This is a genomic window from Streptomyces sp. NBC_01477 (assembly GCF_036227245.1).
Lineage (GTDB): Bacteria > Actinomycetota > Actinomycetes > Streptomycetales > Streptomycetaceae > Actinacidiphila.
Genome location: NZ_CP109445.1, coordinates 7912546 through 7930105 on the forward strand (window position 1 = coordinate 7912546; position 17560 = coordinate 7930105).

The 17560-nt window shown below is 73.3% G+C and carries 15 protein-coding genes; 5 read left to right on the forward strand and 10 right to left on the reverse strand.

Annotation, left to right across the window (positions count from 1 at the left end; genetic code table 11):
- Window positions 1–45 precede the first annotated feature (45 nt).
- From OHA86_RS33745 to OHA86_RS33760, 4 genes are all read left to right on the forward strand, one after another.
- Complete coding sequence (locus tag OHA86_RS33745) at window positions 46–1650, forward strand: cellulose binding domain-containing protein (protein ID WP_329181490.1); 1605 nt, start codon at window positions 46–48, stop codon at window positions 1648–1650.
- A 198-nt stretch (window positions 1651–1848) separates the two neighbouring features.
- On the forward strand, window positions 1849–3222 hold the full coding sequence (locus tag OHA86_RS33750) for a cellulose binding domain-containing protein (RefSeq protein WP_329181492.1): 1374 nt from the start codon (window positions 1849–1851) through the stop codon (window positions 3220–3222).
- Window positions 3223–3597: 375 nt separating this feature from the next.
- The gene (locus tag OHA86_RS33755; RefSeq protein ID WP_329181494.1) at window positions 3598–4830 is read left to right on the forward strand and encodes a right-handed parallel beta-helix repeat-containing protein; all 1233 of its coding nucleotides are present in this window, start codon (window positions 3598–3600) and stop codon (window positions 4828–4830) included.
- A 157-nt stretch (window positions 4831–4987) separates the two neighbouring features.
- Complete coding sequence (locus OHA86_RS33760) at window positions 4988–5986, forward strand: methyltransferase (RefSeq protein WP_329182657.1); 999 nt, start codon at window positions 4988–4990, stop codon at window positions 5984–5986.
- Between the two features lie 109 nt (window positions 5987–6095).
- On the opposite strand, the gene OHA86_RS33765 is transcribed toward OHA86_RS33760, so the two are convergent.
- From OHA86_RS33765 to OHA86_RS33805, 9 genes are all read right to left on the reverse strand, one after another.
- A complete protein-coding gene (locus OHA86_RS33765; RefSeq protein ID WP_329181496.1) occupies window positions 6096–6815 on the reverse strand; it encodes a class F sortase in 720 nt (239 codons plus the stop codon).
- 154 nt (window positions 6816–6969) lie between these two features.
- Window positions 6970–7362 carry a hypothetical protein gene (locus OHA86_RS33770; protein ID WP_329181497.1) on the reverse strand — a complete coding sequence of 131 codons (393 nt, stop codon included), beginning with the start codon at window positions 7360–7362 and terminating at the stop codon, window positions 6970–6972.
- A gap of 178 nt (window positions 7363–7540) precedes the next feature.
- Entirely contained in the window at window positions 7541–7870 is a 330-nt protein-coding gene (locus OHA86_RS33775) for a TcmI family type II polyketide cyclase (protein ID WP_329181499.1), read from the reverse strand.
- 69 nt (window positions 7871–7939) lie between these two features.
- On the reverse strand, window positions 7940–8410 hold the full coding sequence (locus OHA86_RS33780; RefSeq protein WP_329181500.1) for an SRPBCC family protein: 471 nt from the start codon (window positions 8408–8410) through the stop codon (window positions 7940–7942).
- 3 nt (window positions 8411–8413) lie between these two features.
- Window positions 8414–8671 (reverse strand): acyl carrier protein, encoded by a 258-nt coding sequence (locus OHA86_RS33785; protein WP_329181501.1) that lies wholly within the window; start codon window positions 8669–8671, stop codon window positions 8414–8416.
- Between the two features lie 57 nt (window positions 8672–8728).
- Window positions 8729–9988, reverse strand: coding sequence for a beta-ketoacyl synthase N-terminal-like domain-containing protein (locus OHA86_RS33790; RefSeq protein ID WP_329181502.1), 1260 nt, complete (start codon window positions 9986–9988; stop codon window positions 8729–8731).
- Entirely contained in the window at window positions 9985–11250 is a 1266-nt protein-coding gene (locus OHA86_RS33795; RefSeq protein WP_329181504.1) for a beta-ketoacyl-[acyl-carrier-protein] synthase family protein, read from the reverse strand. The genes OHA86_RS33790 and OHA86_RS33795 overlap by 4 nt, the downstream gene beginning before the upstream one ends.
- Window positions 11247–11708 carry a cupin domain-containing protein gene (locus OHA86_RS33800; RefSeq protein ID WP_329181505.1) on the reverse strand — a complete coding sequence of 154 codons (462 nt, stop codon included), beginning with the start codon at window positions 11706–11708 and terminating at the stop codon, window positions 11247–11249. The genes OHA86_RS33795 and OHA86_RS33800 overlap by 4 nt, the downstream gene beginning before the upstream one ends.
- Before the next feature lie 80 nt (window positions 11709–11788).
- Entirely contained in the window at window positions 11789–12916 is a 1128-nt protein-coding gene (locus tag OHA86_RS33805) for a SchA/CurD-like domain-containing protein (RefSeq protein ID WP_329181507.1), read from the reverse strand.
- Between the two features lie 348 nt (window positions 12917–13264).
- Between OHA86_RS33805 and OHA86_RS33810 the strand changes: the two genes are divergently transcribed.
- Window positions 13265–15130 carry an FAD-dependent oxidoreductase gene (locus tag OHA86_RS33810; protein ID WP_329181509.1) on the forward strand — a complete coding sequence of 622 codons (1866 nt, stop codon included), beginning with the start codon at window positions 13265–13267 and terminating at the stop codon, window positions 15128–15130.
- A gap of 84 nt (window positions 15131–15214) precedes the next feature.
- Here OHA86_RS33810 and OHA86_RS33815 read toward each other — a convergent pair whose 3' ends face one another.
- Window positions 15215–17500, reverse strand: a complete 2286-nt coding sequence (locus OHA86_RS33815; RefSeq protein WP_329182658.1) for a beta-glucosidase — start codon at window positions 17498–17500, stop codon at window positions 15215–15217.
- Window positions 17501–17560 lie beyond the last annotated feature (60 nt).

Consider the following 17560-nt stretch of genomic DNA (forward strand, 5'->3'; position numbering starts at 1 on the left):
TCAGCCTTCCTGTCAGGGAACGTCCGGACATTCCGAGGAGAATGCATGAGACTCCCAGCACGACGCACATGGCTGGCGGCCCTCGCCGCGGTGACGACGGCACTGATGATGGCCCTGCTCGTCATCGCGGCCCCCGGCCCCGCGCGGGCCGCGGGGGCCGGCTTCGTCCAGCGCTGCGGCACTCACTTCTGTGTCGACGGGCGCACCACGTACTTCGCCGGCGCCAATTCCTACGACCTGTTCACCTTCGGCAGCGGCTCGGGCGACACCGAGACGCAGTACATGGACAAGGCGGCCATCGACAGCGAGATGGCCAACATGGCCTCGGACGGCGTCACCGTCGTCCGCACCTGGATGTTCGACCACGAGAGCTGGCACGGCTTCGAGCCCGCCAAGAACACCATGAACGAGCAGGAGTGGGCCGAGTTCGACTACATCCTGTACTCGGCGGCGCAGCACGGGCTGCGGGTCGTGCCGGCGATGGAGAACTACTGGACCGCCTACGGCGGCGTGAACACCGTCCTGGGCTGGGAAGGCGTCTCCACCGCCAACTCGGGGAACTTCTTCGACCCCGCCAAGTGCGCCGGCTGCCTCGCCGACTACGAGTTCTACGTCAACTACGCGCTCAACCGGGTCAACCACTACACCGGCGTCGCCTACAAGAACGATCCGACGATCTTCTCCTGGGAGCTGATGAACGAGCCCCGCTACCAGGACGAGACCCCGGCGGAGAACACCGCGGGCACCGTCTTCCGCGCGTGGGAGGACAAGGTCGGCGCGTACATCAAGAACATCGACGCCAACCACATGATCGACAACGGCATCGAGGGACAGGGCAGTTCGTACGGTTACGGCAGCGACAACGGGGTGCCGTACACCTATGAGTGCCAGTCGCCGGTGATCGACTTCTGCTCCGCGCACATCTATCCGACCGAGGGCTGGGCGAACCTGTCGGTGAGCGCCACCCAGACGCTGGTGGCCAAATACATCACCGACGCCCACACCGGCGCGGGGAAGCCCTTCTTCCTGGGGGAGTTCAACACCTCGGCGAGCACCCGCAGCACCTACTGGCCGGCCATCTACAGCACGATGGAGGCGGGCAACGGCGACGCGGACGCCTTCTGGTGGTACATGAACAGCAGCAAGGACGGCAACTACGGGGTCCTGCACGGTGACGCGGCGCTGACCTACTTCACCGCCCACTCCAACGCCGACAAGGCCAAGAGCGGCGGCACCACCCCGCCCACCACCCCGCCGACGACTCCTCCGACGACGCCGCCCACGACCCCGCCCACCACGCCCCCGACGACGCCGCCGACCACCCCGCCCACCGGCGCGTGCTCGGTCGGCTACGACATCAACGACTGGGGCAGCGCCTTCAACGCGAATGTGACCGTCACCAACGGCGGCGCCGCGATCAACGGCTGGTCGCTGGTGTTCAGCTTCCCCGGCGGCCAGCAGGTCACCAACATCTGGAACGCGGTGGCGACCCAGAGCGGCAAGCAGGTCACCGCCGCCAACGCCCCCTACAACGCGGCCATTGCGGCCGGCGGCAACGTCACCTTCGGTTTCAGCGCCTCCTCGACGGCCGGTACGAACGGCAAGCCGACCGCCTTCACCCTCAACGGCAAGGCCTGCACGGTGTCCTGACCCCGGGGCGCCGCCGCACGGCAGCCACGGCCCCCGCCGCCCGACGGCGGCGGGGGCCGTACGCACGGCGCCGGCGCGGACAAGCGCGCTTACCCGGTTCAGCCGCCAGCGATCCGCGGGCGACCGCCCGTTGACGCCGCCGACCCGGCGCCGGGACGATGGGAGCGCTCCCATACCCCCCACGCCAAGGAGCCGTCCATGCGCGGATCCGCGCACCCCCACCACCCGTCCCGCAGGCTGCTCGCGGCTCTGGCCACGGCTGTCGCCGCGGTGCTGGTCTACGTGCTGACGATGCTGCCCGCCCCCGCGGCCACCCCGAGCGCGGCCCCGGCGGCCGACGTCGTCGGCAACGCCACCCACTTCGACGGCCTCGGCCAGCCCTACGGCGGCTGCGGCATGCCGCAGGCCCAGCTGGACTCACCGGACTTCGTCGCGCTGAACGTCTTCAACACGCCCGGCGACTACGCGAATTACCCGCGGCCCGTACCGCCCGCCCAGAGCGCGATCAAGGGCGCCTGGGACAATGGCCACAACTGCGGGCGCTGGGTGAAGGTCACCATCGGCGACTACTGCACCGGCACCAACGACGGCGCACCCGGCCAGCCCTTCTGCCGCAACGGCGGTTGGACCCAGGACTCCTACAACGGCGCGACCCTCACCATGCTGGTCGCCGACAGCTGCGCGGACGCCAACGCCTGGTGCCGGGACGACCCGAACCACCTGGACCTCGACACCGCGTCACTCAACCACTTCACGCAGAACGGCAGTACGGTGACCGGGCTCCCGGACCACTGGAACAACCGCCATGTGTCGTGGAGTTACGTCCCCGCTCCCGGCTACACCGGTGACATCAAGATCGGCTTCCTCCAGGGCGCCCAGCGCTACTGGGGCGCGGTCTCGGTCTCCCACCTGCCCAACGGCGTGCACGGTGTGGAGTATTACTCCGCCGGGGCCTGGCACGACGCGCAGATGAACAGCGACATGGGCCAGTCGTTCATCCTGAACCCGCTCACCGACGGCGGCACGGACTTCAGGATCCGGGTGCGGGATGTCACCGACAGCTACGTCTTCGGCGGCCGGACCTACGACTTCTCCCTGCCCGCGGCATGCTCGGGCACCTGCTCGCAGCCGTACACCGGCGTCACCTACACGACCGCGGGCGGCGGCACGAACCCGCCGACCACGCCCCCGACCACTCCTCCCACGACCCCGCCCACCACGCCTCCGACCACGCCCCCCACGACGCCCCCCACCACCCCGCCGGCGTCGGGCGGCTGCACCGCGGCCGTCCACATCACCAGCTCCTGGTCGGGCGGCTTCCAGGCCGATGTCACGGTGCTCAACACCGGCACCCGGCAGACCAGCGGCTGGGCCGTCGGGCTGACGCTGCCGTCGGGCGTGCAGATCAGCAACATCTGGAACGCGGCCGTCGACCCGTCGGCGCCGGCCACCACGCTGCGCAACGTCGCCTACAACGGCACGCTCGCCCCTTCGGCCAGTACGTCCTGGGGCATGACGCTCAGCGGCGCGAACCAGAACCTCGGCACCCCGACCTGTACGGCATCGGGGTGAGGATCCGCGGAAAAGTGTGAATGGTGCCGTCTCTTCGGCGCGCCCAGTGCGATCACCGTCCGTGACCGTCACGATGGGCACTGCCGGACGGCCGCCCCGGCGCTGCGTACGGGACGGCCGTCCGGCGTGCGTTCGCGCGCCCGGAGCCGTGCCGCCGACGCCGGCGTTCACGGATGACGGAGCAGAAATGGCGAGCGGCCCAGGGCGCCCATAGCTTCGAATCGCGCGGGCACCGCCCCCCTGCCGAAGGGGCGTTGGCGAGTGCAATCCGAAGCAGCGGACTGGGACCTGTCGCAGCGCTCTGTGGCTCTGCCGGGTCGAGAAAGGCAGGTCAGGGCGATGCCCGTACGGCACAGCAGGTATATCGCAGGAGTCATGACGGTCGCGGCGCTCGGAACGGGAGCCGTCATGGCTCCCGCGGCGCACGCGGAGTGGGGCGTGCGGCTGGTGCACGAGGGACAGTCGATCCAGGCGGCGGTCGACGCGGCCGCCGACGGCGACACCGTTCTCGTGATGCCGGGCACGTACCGGGAGAGCGTGCAGATCACCAGGAACGTGACCCTGAAGGGCGCGGGCGCCGGCCTGGTCACGCTCACCGCCCCGGCCGGCCAGGGCGCCCAGCCCGCCCCCGCGGCTCCCGCCGCCCCCTCGGGCCCGGCCGGCGCGACGCACGCCACGCAGCCGGTCCCGGCCGCCACGCCGGAGGGCACCGCGCCCACCGCCGCCAAGACCGACTCCGCGACCGAGTCCAGCACCCGGTCCGCCACCGAAAACAGCACCGAGGACAGCACGACCACCACCGGCACCACCACCGCCGCCGCGTGCGCGGCGGCCGGCCACGGCATCTGTGTCACCGGCGCCGACGGCCACGCGCTGACCGCGGTCCGTATCGAGTCCCTCGCCGTCACCGGCTTCCGAGCGAACGGCATCGACGCGTCGGGCACCGACGGCATGGTCGTCCGGCGGGTGCTGGTGAAGGACAACGGCCAGCAGGGCATCAGCCAGGAGAAGTCCACCCGGGCGGTGCTGCGCGACAACGAGGCGGTCGGCAACGGCCAGTCCGGCATCTTCGTCGCCAACTTCGTCAACGCCGAGGGCGGCGCCCTCGACACCCGCGGCACGGTCGTCTCCGGCAACACCCTGTCGGGCAACCGGATCGGTGTGACGGTCCGCCGGGCCCGCGTGCTCGCCGTCGAGGACAACACCGTCACCGGCAACTGCGGCGGCGTCTTCGTCATCGGCGACGAGAACAACCCGAAGGCCGGCGACCTCGACATCCGGCACAACAAGATCACCGACAACAACAAGTTCTGTGCCGCGAACGGCCGGCTGCCGGTCATCCAGGGCACCGGCGTGCTGCTCACCGGCGCCGAGGACACCCGGATCACCGACAACACCGTCACCGGCAACTCCGGCACCTCGCCGATGTCCGGCGGCGTCGTGCTCTTCCCGAGCGAGGTCGGCGTCGCCAACCTGCGTGACCAGGTGAGCGGCAACGTCCTGTCGGGCAACAGCCCCGCCGACCTCGCCGACCGCGACAGCAAGGGCTCGGGCAACACCTTCAGCGCGAATTCGTGCGCTGTCTCCGAGCCGGCCGGCCGGTGCTGACCGGCCGGTACGCCGGCCCTCCGCGCACACCCCGCCCCCGTCCGATCCCGCCCCCGACCCGGCACGACCAGAAGGGCCGACCATGACCATGACCCAACCGGCCGCGGTGCCCCCGGCCACCCCCGCGCCGACGCGGCACGCCCCCGACCAGTCGGCCATGCGGCTGCGCGAGCTGGTGTTCGGCGCCGCCTGCGCCGCCGCGATCCGCGCCGCGGCCCGGCTCGGCGTCGCCGACGCGCTCGGCGACGAGCCGGCCACCGCGGAGGAGCTGGCCGCGGCGGTGCGGACCGAGTCCCGGCCGCTGAACCGGCTGCTGCGCGCGCTGACCAGCTACGGCGTCTTCGCCGAGCAGGCCGACGGCCGCTTCGTGCACACCGGCATGTCCCGGATGCTGCGCGAGGACGACCCCGACTCGCTGCGCAACATCGCCCTGTGGTGCACGGAACCGTGGACCTGGGAGGCCTGGCCGCGGCTGGACGACGCTGTGCGCACCGGCCAGGACGTCTTCGCCGACCTGTACGGCAAGCGCTTCTTCGACTACCTGCACGACGACGCGCCCGAATCGGCCGCGGTCTTCGACAAGGCGATGACGCGCTCCAGCATGCAGTCCGCCCGGGACGTGGTCGACAGCCTCGACCTGACCGGGGTCGTCACCGTCGCCGACATCGGCGGCGGCCAGGGCCACGTGCTGGCCGGCCTGCTGGAGAAGCACCCGGCGCTGCACGGCACCCTGCTCGACCTGCCCAAGGTCGTCGCGAACGCCGACCCCCGGCTGCGCGAGGGCGGTGCGCTGGCCGACCGCGCCACCCTGCTGCCGGGCGACTGCCGCCGTGCGGTCCCGGTCGACGCGGACCTCTACATCATCAAGAACATCCTCGAATGGGACGACGACAGCACCCGCAGGACGCTGCGCAACGTCGTCACCGCCGCCCGCACCGGTGCCAGGGTGCTGGTGGTCGAGAACCTGGTGGACGACAGCGTGTCCATGCGGTTCACCACCGCCATGGACCTGCTGCTGCTGCTCAACGTCGGCGGGCAGAAGCACACCAGGGAGAGCCTGGTCACCCGGATGACCGAGGCCGGCCTCGCGGTCGGCGAGGTGCGTCCGGTCAACCCGTATCTGCACGCCTTCGACAGCACGGTCCGCGGCGTCTGACCCCCGCACCCGCGGCACACACGGCGGCGGCCGGCCCGGTCATCCGGGCCGGCCGCCGCTGCCGTGCGGAGCGTCCGTCACGCCGTCCGTCACGCCGTCCGTCACGCCGTCAGGCGCCCCGGAAGGACGTCAGATGGGCGAAGACCACGACGTTGTCGGTGTAGTCGCGCTTGGAGCGGTCGTAACTGCCGCCGCAGGTGATGATCCGCAGCTGCGGGTCGGGCGTGGCACCGTAGACCCGCTGGTCGGGGAAGTCGTCTTTGGAGAACATCTCCACCGAGTCGACGGTGAAGGTCGCCACCGTGCCGTCCGCCCGGGTGATGTCCGCGGTCGCGCCCGGCTTGAGCAGCCGCAGCAGCAGGAAGACGGCGGGTCCCGTCTTGGTGTCGACGTGGCCGGCCACGATCGCCGGGCCGCGCTCGCCGGGCGTCGGACCCTCGGCGTACCAGCCGACGAGGTTGGTGTCCCCCGCGGGCGGCGCGTTGAGCTTGCCCGTGGCGTCCAGGTGCAACGGGGTGAAGGGCGCGTCCACCGCGAGGGTCTTGATGGTCAGCCGGGTGGGGTCGGCGGGCGGCAGGCCCGGCACGGTGGTGACCGTCGGCAGCGGCGCAGGGGCGCCGGCGGCCGGGAGGGTCGGGGCCGTGGCGCTGGGCGGCGCCGCCGCGGAAGGCGGCGGACCGGGCAGGGCCGTGCCCGAGGAGTCGACCGAGTTGTAGATCATCAGGGCGCCGAGGGCCGCGGACGCGACCGCCCAGCGCAGCACGCGGGAGCGCGGGCCGGGCGCGGCGTCCGGCGCGTCCGGGGGAGGCGGCGGGTAATGCTGGGACATGGGGCGATGCCTTTCCTCGGCTCGCGGACAGTGCGGGGCGGCGCGAGGGCCGAATTGCCGTGGCCACCGCCGCGGGTAGCGGCGGTGGCCACGGCATGAGACAGCGGGGAGGACGACTCAGCCGGCTCTCAGCCGTTCACCGAGCGGGTCGGTGTCAGAGCGCGAGGCCACCGGCCGGCGTACGGCGGCGGCGCAGCGCGACCGCACCGGCGCCGAGGCCGCCGAGCAGCAGGACAGAGCCGGCCGCCATGCCGCCGCCGGACAGCGCCATGCCGCCACCGCCGGTGTGCACGCCGCCGTGCGGCTCCTTGCCGTGCCACGAACCCTCGCCGCCCTGCTGGGCGGTGGCGTCGTCCGGGGCGGAGCTGTCGTGGGAGGCGGGACCGTTCTCGTTGCCGCCGGCGGGCGAGCGGTCGGCGGAGTGCGACGAGCCCTGGTTGCTCGGGTCGTACGCGTTGACGGCACCCGTCGCGTGGGCGGCCGGGGCGGCGATGGCGAGGAGCGCGGAGAGAGCGGCTCCGGCGAAGAGGGTGCGGGCAGTGCGCATGGTGAGGGTTTCCTTCCGTCGCGCATGCGTCGGCTGACAGGCCGTCGGCCGAGGTTGCGCAGTAGCGACGTTTTCACCGTCGGTCACACACGGGCGGCGCGCCACCGGAGAGGGCCGCAAGGGTTGCCCCTTGCGCCCTCCGGGTGGCGCGCACCGCCGCACGGGGGAGCGGCGCCGGTCAACCGCGGGCACGGTCCCAGCGGTAGAACTCCCTCGCCATGGCGTCCTGCGGGGACCGCCAGGTCGCCGGGTCGTAGGCGCTGATGTGCGGCGACAGCCGCTCGCTGATGCTCTTGAACTCCGGGTGCCCGGTGTGGTCGGCCACCCTCGGCTCCGGCGGGCTGTCGGCCTCGACCAGATGGAAGTAGAGGTCGCCGAACTGGAACAGGCTGCGGCTGCTCACCCCGATCAGCCGCGGCAGTTCGCCGCGGTCGGAGTCGGTGAAGACCTCGGCGATGTCGTCCGCCGAGCCGGGCGCCATTCGGGCGACGATCAGAGCGCGGTGCATGGTCACGTCCTTTCCTGCTCTCTACGGGGGCGGGCCCGGGCGGGCGGGGCCGTCCGCCCGGGCGCGGCGTCAGTTGGGGACGGCGACCTGTTCGCGGGCGCGCTGCTCGACCTTGTCCTTGATCAGTTCCAGCTGGACGGCGGAGTTCGCGTTGATCCGGGCGGTCATCCCGGCGTCGTCCACCGGGGCCTCCGGCTTCATCGCGAAGTCCTGCACCCAGCGCATCCGGGTGCCGCCGGGGACCTCCTGGTAGCTCCAGAAGATCTCCATGAAGTCGAACGGACCGGTCTCCACCCGGCGGGCGGTGACCGTACGGGTCTCGGGGACCGGCTCCCGCTCGGACACCCAGCTCCACACGGTGCCGTTCTCGTCCGGGTGCATCGTCAGCCGGAAGGTGGTCTTGCGGCCCTGGCGCTCCAGGATCTCCACCGACGCGTACTCGCTGAACAGCTGCGGCCAGTGCTCCAGGTCGTTCGTCATGTCCCAGACGAGGTCGAGCGGGGCGTTGACGGTGATCTCGTTCTCGGTGTGCGCGGCCATGGCTCAAGCCCTCGCCTTCAGTACGTCGTTGACGACGTCGAGCAGCTCCCGGGGGGTCCGGCAGGCGTCGGCGTCGGCGGGGATGGTGGCGCCGTGCTCGTTCTCCAGCGCGCCGACGATGCCGAGCAGGCCCAGCGAGTCGAGGCCGAAGTCGGCGAACGGCGTGTCGGACTGGAGCTCCAGGTCCGCGGGGCCGACGATGACGCCGGCCCTGCGCTCCATCAGCGAGGCCAGTTCCGCGTAGGTGAGTTGGGTGTGCATGAACGGCTCCTTACGAGCGGGGGAGTGGGGCGGGAGGCAGGAGGTGCGGTCGGGGGGTCAGGGACGGGCGTCGGCGCCGTGCCGCAGCACCAGTGCCGAGTTCGAGCCGAGCAGCCCGCGGCTGAGCACCAGGGCGGTGCGCAGATCGGCCGGCCTGGCGTGGCCGGTGACCAGGTCGAGGCCGTGGCTGACGTCCGTGACGTTCGGGGTGGGCGGCACGGCGCCGTGTTCCATGGCCAGCACCGCGCAGGCCGTGTCCAGTGCCGAGGCGCCGCAATAGGCGCGCCCGGTACCGGTCTTGGGGGCGGTCACCGGCACCCGGGCCGCGTGCCGGCCGAGCGCGTCGGCGAGCGCCAGCGCCTCGGCGTGGTCCGCCGCGGGCACACCGAGCGCGTCGGCGAAGACCACGTCGATCTCCTCGGGCGCGACACCGGCCTCGTCCAGCGCGCCGCGGATCGCGCGCGCCAGGCCTTCCCTGGAGGCCGCCCAGTCCGCCGAGCCGGTGAAGGTCGCGGCATGCCCGGCGATCACCGCCCGGGCGGTGACCCCGCGCTCGCGGGCCGCCGTCTCCTCCTCGGCCACGAACATCGCGCCGCCCTCCGCGGGCACGAAACCGCTGGCCTCGTCGGTGAACGGCAGATACGCGCGCTGCGGGTCGCGGACCGTGCTCAGCTCGGGATACCCCAGCTGGCACACGATCGAGTACGGCGCGAGCGGCGCCTCCGTGGCGCCCACCACCATGGCGTCGGTGCCGCCGCGGATGCTGCGGGCCGCGTGCGCGAAGGCGTCGAGCCCGCCGGCCTCGTCGCCCGCGACCACCCCGCAGGGGCCCTTGAAGCCGCCGCGGATGGATATCTGGCCGGTGCTGGCCGCGTAGAACCAGGCGATGGACTGGTAGGGGCCGACGAACCGCGGCCCGCGGCCCCACAGCTGCTGCAGCTCGCGCTGGCCGAACTCGCCGCCGCCGGAACCGGCCGCGGTCACCACGCCGATGCCGAACTCGCCCGCGCCCGCGGCGTCCAGGGCCGCGTCGCTCAGGGCCATGTCGGCGGCGGCCATCGCGAAGTGGCTGAACCGGTCGGTCTGTACGAGGAAGCGCTCCTCGACCACCGCCGCCGGGTCGAAGCCGTGCACCTCGCCCGCGACGGCCAGCGGCAGGCCGCCGCAGCCGTCCCGGGTGACCGGGCCGAGCGCGCTCGCGCCCTCCTTGGCCGCCTTCCAGTACGCGTCCGCGCCGATCCCGGTGGGCGCGATCACCCCCATCCCGGTGATCACCGTACGGCGCCGCGCCTGCGGCCTGTTCGCCTTCGCGGTCATCGGCTCGCCTCCTCCCGGTTGAGGACCACGGCGGACTGGAAGCCGCCGAAGCCGCTGCCGACGGACAGCACGGTCCGCAGCGGCAGTTCGCGCGCGGTCCTCGGCACGTAGTCGAGGTCGCACTCGGGGTCGGGTGTCTCGTAGTTGGCGGTGGGCGGCACCACGCCGTGCTCCATCGCCAGTGCGCAGGCGGCCAGTTCGATGGCGCCGATCGCACCGAGGGAGTGCCCGACCATGGATTTGATCGAACTCATCGGGGTCCTGCGGGCGTGCTCGCCCAGCGACCGCTTGACGGCCGCGGTCTCGTGCCGGTCGTTCTGCTTGGTGCCGGAACCGTGCGCGTTGACGTAGTCCACCGCGGTGCGGTCGATCCTGCCGTGCGCCAGCGCGCGGTCGATGGCCCGCGACATCTCCAGGCCCTCGCGGGTCAGCCCGGTCATGTGGTGGGCGTTGCCGAACGAGGCGTAGCCCTTGATCTCGCAGTAGACCCGGGCGCCGCGGGCCCTGGCGTGCTCCAGCTCCTCCAGGATCAGCACCGCGCCGCCCTCGCCGAGGACGAAGCCGTCCCGGTCGGCGTCGAAGGGGCGGGAGGCGTGCTCAGGGTCGTCGTTGTTCGGCGAGGTCGCCTTGATCGCGTCGAAGCAGGCCACCGTGATCGGCGAGATCGGCGAGTCCGACGCGCCGGCTATGCAGATGTCCGCGCGGCCCTCCTCGATGCTCTGGAAGGCGTAGCCGACCGCGTCGAGCCCTGAGGTGCAGCCGGTGGAGACCGTCTGGACCGGGCCGTGCGCGCCGACCTGCTCGGCGACCTCCGCGGACAGCGCGCTGGGCGTGAACGCCCGGTGCAGATGCGGCGCGGCCGGCCGGTGGTCGACGTCCCAGCGGTCGCCGCCCGCGCTGACCAGCGCGTAGTCCTGCTCCAGCCGGGTGGTGCCGCCGACCGCGGTGCCCAGCGAGACCCCGATCCGCCAGGGGTCCTCGGCCCGCGGGTCCAGCCCCGCGTCGTGCAGCGCCTCGTCGGCCGCCGCCATCGCGAACTGCACGTAGCGGTCGGCTCGGGCCAGCTGCCCGGGGTCCAGGCCGCAGGCGGCCGGGTCGAAGTCGCACTCGGCGGCTATTCGGGACCGGAAGGCGGAGGCGTCGAACCGGGTGATGCCCCGGGTCGCCGTCCGCCCGGAGGTGAGCAGGTCCCAGAACGCGGGCACGCCCACTCCGCCGGGGGCGACGACGCCGATCCCGGTCACCGCCACCCGCCTGGTCATGAGACCGCTCCCGCCGCTTCCGGCGGCCGTCCCGCGCTCGGCCGGACACCCGCCGCGGCCAGCGGGTTGCCCGCCGCGTCCTCGGTGTCGACATGGCCGAGTTCCGGGCGCGGCGCGAGCGGTCCGAGGTGGAAGACCATCCGCGCCTCGGTGTCGCCCACGTTGCGGAAGCGGTGCCGTACGTCCTTGGGGATCAGCAGCCCGTGGTCGGCGCTCAGCGCGTACGGCGTGCCGTCGAGGTCGACTTCGAGTTCGCCGTTGACGACGAAGACGAACTCCTCCGAATAGGGGTGGTAGTGCTCGGCGATGCGGTCGCCGCGCTGCACGATCGCCACGCCCATGAAACCGCTGGTCGACCCGCTGAGGGTCGGGGTGAGCATCGCGCGCAGATCACCGCCGCGGCGCCGGTTGGGCTCGATCTCATCGACGTGCACGATCCGAGGGGGCTGAGCGGTCATGACGGGTGCCTCCAGGTGAAGTCACACGGCCGCGGGGGACCTGCGGCCGGCCTGCGCGTGCGGGACGAGCGGAACGGTGGTCACGAGTCCTGTGCGTGGCGGTCGGTGACCAGGGTCATCGCCAGGTGCGCGAGCAGTTCCCCGCGGCCCCGGTCGTCGCCGAGGTCCAGGACGGCGCCGGGCAGGTCGAGCAGCCGGCCCAGCTCCGCGGCCAGGTCGCGGTCGGCGGTGCCGGTGGTCAGCGCGAGGTCCTCGTCATCGGCGGCGGCCAGGTCGATCACCCGTACGACGATGTCGTCGCGCTGGAAGATCGTGCTGCGCACCAGCGGGCCGGTCGGGTCGGCCGCGGCCAGCTCGTCGGACCTGGCCAGCACACGGGCCGCCGCGGTGCCGCTGCCGCCGCGTACCGGATAATTCAGCGCGTACCGCCGTACCGGGCCCGGGCGGTCGACGCCCGCCACCACCTCGTGCACCGCGGGCAGCCCGGCCCTGGTGAAGAACCCCCTGGCCGCCTGCGGGTCATTCAGGTCGCGCTTCTCCTCCAGGTACGGGTTGATGGCCTCCTCGACCGCCCGCACCTCGGGCTGCTGCGCCACATGGCGCAGCGCCGCGGGCAGGTTGCCGCTGACCTCGACCGCGCGGACCACCCGGTTGCCGTGCATGAACAGCGACGTCCTGCACAGCCGGGTGGCCGAGTCGACCCGGGCCGACGGCGATGCGTAGCCGGCGAGCAGCCGGGCGACGCGGTCCTCGCTGCCCGGCTTCACCGTGAAGGTGATCGCGTGCCGGATCCGCCCGTCGCCCGCCCGCTCGGGCCGCGGCGAACGCCGCCCGGCGTGCCCGGCCACCGACGTCTCGCGCAGGATGTCGTACCGCAGCGAGCGCGTGTCGTTGACACACGAGTGCATCGGCTTGACCATCTCGCGGTGCTCCGGGCTGTCCACCCAGGACAGGAACGGGTCCGGGCCATCCCACTCGCTGGTGATCAGCCACTGCGAGGGGTCCTCGATGGACTGGCACAACTGGTCGCTGACATGCCCGGGCACCGAGGCGACCTGGTTGCGCAGCAGTTCGTACGCGTCGAGGAAGCGCTCCTGCGCGCCCTTCCGGACGTCCAGCAGCAGCACCACACGAAGCCGCGCGGCCTCGGTGTCCTGTGCGCCTGCCGCCGTGCCCGCGGTACCCGGCTGTTCGGACAGGGTCGTCATCTTCCACTTCTCCTTCGACTGCCGATATGCGATCTGCGATCTGCGATCGGTCCGCGCGCTGCTCGCGGCCGTGGAACGCGGAGGACGCCCGATCCGCACCCGTGTGCGTCTCCCGCGGCCCTGGCTCCGATCGTGCTGCGAACACGTGAACGTCGCGAGATCTGCGGTCCATGCGGGCGAATGCGCCGCCAGGACACGGCCTCGCGGCGCCGACCGGGCAAGGAGAGAGCGGGACCGGACGACGGCGTGCCGGGCCCGTGGGCCGTGCCGCACCCGACGGCAGGCCCCAGCCGCACCGGCGGCCGACCGCCGCCGTGCCCCGCGTGCCCGTACAGGCTGGAGCAACAGATGCAACCGACGTCCGACGAACGCGTACCGGTCCTCATCAGCGGCGGGTCCCTGGTGGGGCTGTCGACCTCCCTCTTCCTCGGCCGGCTCGGCGTGGACCACCTGCTGGTCGAGAAGCACGCCGCCACCTCGCACCACCCGCGCGGCCGCGGCAACAACGTGCGCACGATGGAGCTGTTCAGGACCGCAGGCGTCGAGCCGGCGATCCGCCGGGCCGCGTCCGTACTGGCCCGCAACCACGGCATCCTGCAGGCCGAATCACTGACCGGCGACAACCAGCAGTGGCTGTTCCGGGAGATCGACCCCGGCGGCGGCCTGGCCAGGTTCAGCCCGTCGGGCTGGTGCCTGTGCAGCCAGAACGACCTGGAGCCGGTGCTGCTCGAACAGGCCCGCGCGCTCGGCGGCGACATCCGCTTCGGCGCCGAGCTGCGCTCCTTCGAGCAGGACGCGGACGGGGTGACCGCGCGGGTCCTGCACCGCGGGACCGGCGAGACCCGCACCGTACGGGCCGACTACCTGGTGGCGGCCGACGGGCCGCGCAGCCCGGTGCGCACCGCGCTGGGCATCGGTCAGACCGGCGCGGGCGAGCTGTTCCACAACGTCAGCGTCACCTTCCGCGCCAAGCGGCTCGCCGAGGTCGTCGGCGACCGCCACTTCATCGCCTGCTACCTGACCAACCCGGACGCCGACGGGGCGCTGCTGCCGGTCGACAACGAGGCCGAATGGGTCTTCCACCTGCCCTGGCACCCCGAACGCGGCGAACCCCTCGAAGCGTTCACCGACGAGCGGTGCGCCGCGCACATCCGCACCGCGGTCGGCGTGGCGGGCCTGGAGGTCGAGATCACCGGGAAGGCCCCCTGGCACGCCGCCGAGCGGGTGGCGGAACGCTACTCGGACGGCCGGGTGCTGCTGGCCGGCGACGCCGCCCACGAGATGTCGCCGACCGGGGCCTTCGGCTCCAACACCGGCATCCAGGACGGCCACAACCTGGCCTGGAAGCTCGCCGCGGTGCTCGGCGGCTGGGCGGGCCCCGGCCTGCTGGAGACCTACGGCGCCGAGCGGCGGCCGGTCGCCGTCGCCACCGGCGCCCGCGCCTCCGAGCGGTCGGCGGAACACAGCCACCCCGGCTACGACGCCGCCCCGACCGGCGGCAACCGTCAGAGCGGCGTCCTCACCGTCGCCCTCGGCTACCGCTACCCGGCCGGCGCGGTCGTCGGCGTCGACCCCCACCGCCCGGTCGTCCCCGAGGGCCCGCCCCCGCTCCCCGCGGGCCCGGGCGGCACCGGCGGCCCTGTCGTCCCCGGCACCCCGGGCGAACAGCCCCCTGGCGGTCCGGCGGTCCCGCACGAGGCCGCCCGCCCGGCGCCGGGCGGCAGCGCGTCCGAAACGCAGGCGCCCGGCTCGGGCAGCCCGGGCGCGGCTGACGCCCAGGCACCCGGCGGCGGCAGGCCCGCCGGGGCCGGGGGCGCCGGGCCGCGGTTGTGGCTGGGGGAGCCCGGCACCCGGGCGCCGCACCTGTGGGTGACCCGCCGTGGCGAACGGCTCTCCACGCTCGACCTGTACGAGCGGGTGCCGGTGCTGCTCACCGGGGCCGGGGGCGCCGGCGGCCAGGCCTGGCACACCGCCGCCGCCCGCGCCGCGGAAAAGCTCGGGGTGCCGCTCGACCGCTACCGGGTCGGCGCGGGTCCCGACGCCGACCTGGTCACCGAGCCCGGCGCGGACTGGGCCGCGGCCCACGGCACCGGCGAGGACGGCGCGCTGCTCGTACGCCCCGACGGTTTCGTGGCCTGGCGCTCCACCGGCGGCAGTGCCGACCCCGAGGCGGAACTGACCGGCGTCCTGCGCCAGGTGCTCAGCCTGGCCTGACGCCCGGCGGCGCGGAAAGCGGCGGGGGCCGCCGGTGGTGTCACCGGCGGCCCCCGCCGCTTCGCCCAGGGCCGGGCGCCCCGGTCACGCTCCCGGCAGCGGCTCGCCGACGCTGAACGTCGCGTGCAGCCGGCGCGTGTGGTCCAGCTCCCGCACCTGGCCGGTCAGGGTGGCGATGACGGTCAGCCGCAGGTCCGTGGACGACGCGCCGAGCCTCAGCTCCAGCTCGCCGGGCTCCACGACGCGCCGGCCGGCCCGGCCGGTGAAGGACGCCAGGTCGGCGGGCACGGTGACCTCGACCCGGGCGGACCGCCCGGGCGCCAGGCGCACCCGCCGGTAGCCGATGAGCCGCTGCACCGGCTGCACCACCGAGGCGACCGGGTCGTGCAGATACAGCTGCACCAGCTCGGTGCCCTCCCGCTCACCGGTGTTGCGGACGGTGAACGCCAGACGTATCTCGCCGTCCGTGCCCGCCTGGAGGTCCGGCACGTCCAGGTCCGTCCACTGGAAGGCGGTGTACGTCAGGCCGTGCCCGAAACCGAACGCCGGCGTCGGGTCGATGCTGGACGACTCGCCGGCCTGGCCGAGCTTGGCCGCCAGATACGTGGACGGCTGGGTGCCGGCCCGCCGCGGGATGCTGACCGGCAGCCGCCCCGACGGTTCGACCCGGCCCGACAGCACACCGGCGAGGGCGCCGGTGCCCTCCTCGCCGGGGAAGAACGTCTGCACGATCGCCGCGGCCTCGCCCACCGCGCGGCCGAGCACGTACGGCCGTCCGGCGAGCAGGGTGACGACCAGCGGGGTGCCGGTGTCGAGCAGCGTGTCGAGCAGCTGCTGCTGGACGCCGGGCAGTGCCAGCGACTCCGCGTCGCAGCCCTCGCCGCTGGTGCCGCGGCCGAAGAGCCCGGCCCGGTCACCGAGCGCGAGGACAACGATGTCCGCACCGGCTGCCAGCCGCACGGCCTCGGCGAAGCCGCCGGTGTCGTCGGTGTCGATGTCGGCGCCGGCCGCTGTGACGATCTCGCTGCGGGGGAATTCGGCGGCCAGCGCCTCGCGCAGGGTGGGCAGTTCGATGCCGAGCGGCATCCGCGGATGCTGGCTGCCGACGTGCACGGGGAAGGAGTAGCAGCCGAGTACCGCGGTGGGCACCTCGGCGTTGGGGCCGATGACCGCGATCCTGGCCGGGTGCGCCAGCGGCAGGGTGCCGTCGTTGCGCAGCAGCACGACGCTCTGCTCGGCGATCCGCCGGGCGACGGCCCGGTTCCCGGCCGGGTCGAAGTCCACCGAGCCGCGCAGCGCCGCGAGGTCGTCGAGGTCGGCCCCGGCCAGCGCCTCGGGCACCGGGTCCCAGTCCGGGTCGAGCAGCCCGAGCTGCACCTTCTGGATCAGCACCCGGCGCAGCGCGCGGTCCACGTGCGCCTCGGGGACCTGCCCGTCGGCCAGGGCCTTGAGCAGCGGTTCGCCGAAGGCCTTGACGGTGGGCAGCTCGATGTCGACGCCGGCGGCGAGCGCGGCGCCCGCCGCCTCGCCGAGGGTGCCGGCCACCCCGTGCAGGGTCTTGAGGAAGGCGACGCCGAAGTAGTCGGCGACGACCGTCCCGGTGAAGCCCCAGGTGTCCCGCAGCAGCCCGGTCAGCAGTTCCCCGTCCGCCGCCGACGGAATGCCGTCGGTGTCGGTGTAGGCGTGCATGACCGAGCGGACGCCGCTCTCGCGGATCGCCATCTCGAACGGCGCCAGCATCACGTCGGCGCGTTCCCTGCCGCCCATGCCGACCGGCGCGAGGTTGCGGCCGGCGCGGGAGGCGGAGTAGCCCACGAAGTGCTTGAGCGTCGCCACGATCCCGGCGGACTCCAGCCCCTGGACGTAGGCGGTGCCGATCGTGCCGACGAGGTACGGGTCCTCGCCGATGGTCTCCTCGACCCGTCCCCAGCGGGCGTCGCGCACCACGTCGAGCACCGGGGCCAGGCCCTGGTGCACACCGACCGCGCGCATGTCGCGGCCGATCGCGGCCGCCATGGTGCGGACCAGGTCCGGGTCGAAGCCGGCGCCCCACGACAGCGGTACGGGGTAGGCGGTGGCGCCCCAGGTGGCGAAACCGGCCAGGCACTCCTCGTGCGCGACGGCGGGTATGCCGAAACGGTTCGCCGCGGCGATGCGCCGCTGGGTACGCAGTAGGGACAGCGCGCCGAGCGCCGGATCGACGGGCGCGGTGCCGTACGACCTGGTCAGCTGGCCGAGGCCCTGCGGCAGCAGGCTGTCCAGGGTGACCGGTTCCTCCATCTCGTGCTGGTAGGGGGCGACCTCGCCGCCCTCGTCGGACGCACCCACCCAGATGCCGAACAGCTGCGCGACCTTTTCCGGCAGGGTCATCGCGGCGATCAGCGCGTCGGCCCGGTCTTCCGGGGCGAGGGAGGTGTTCCTCCACGGGGG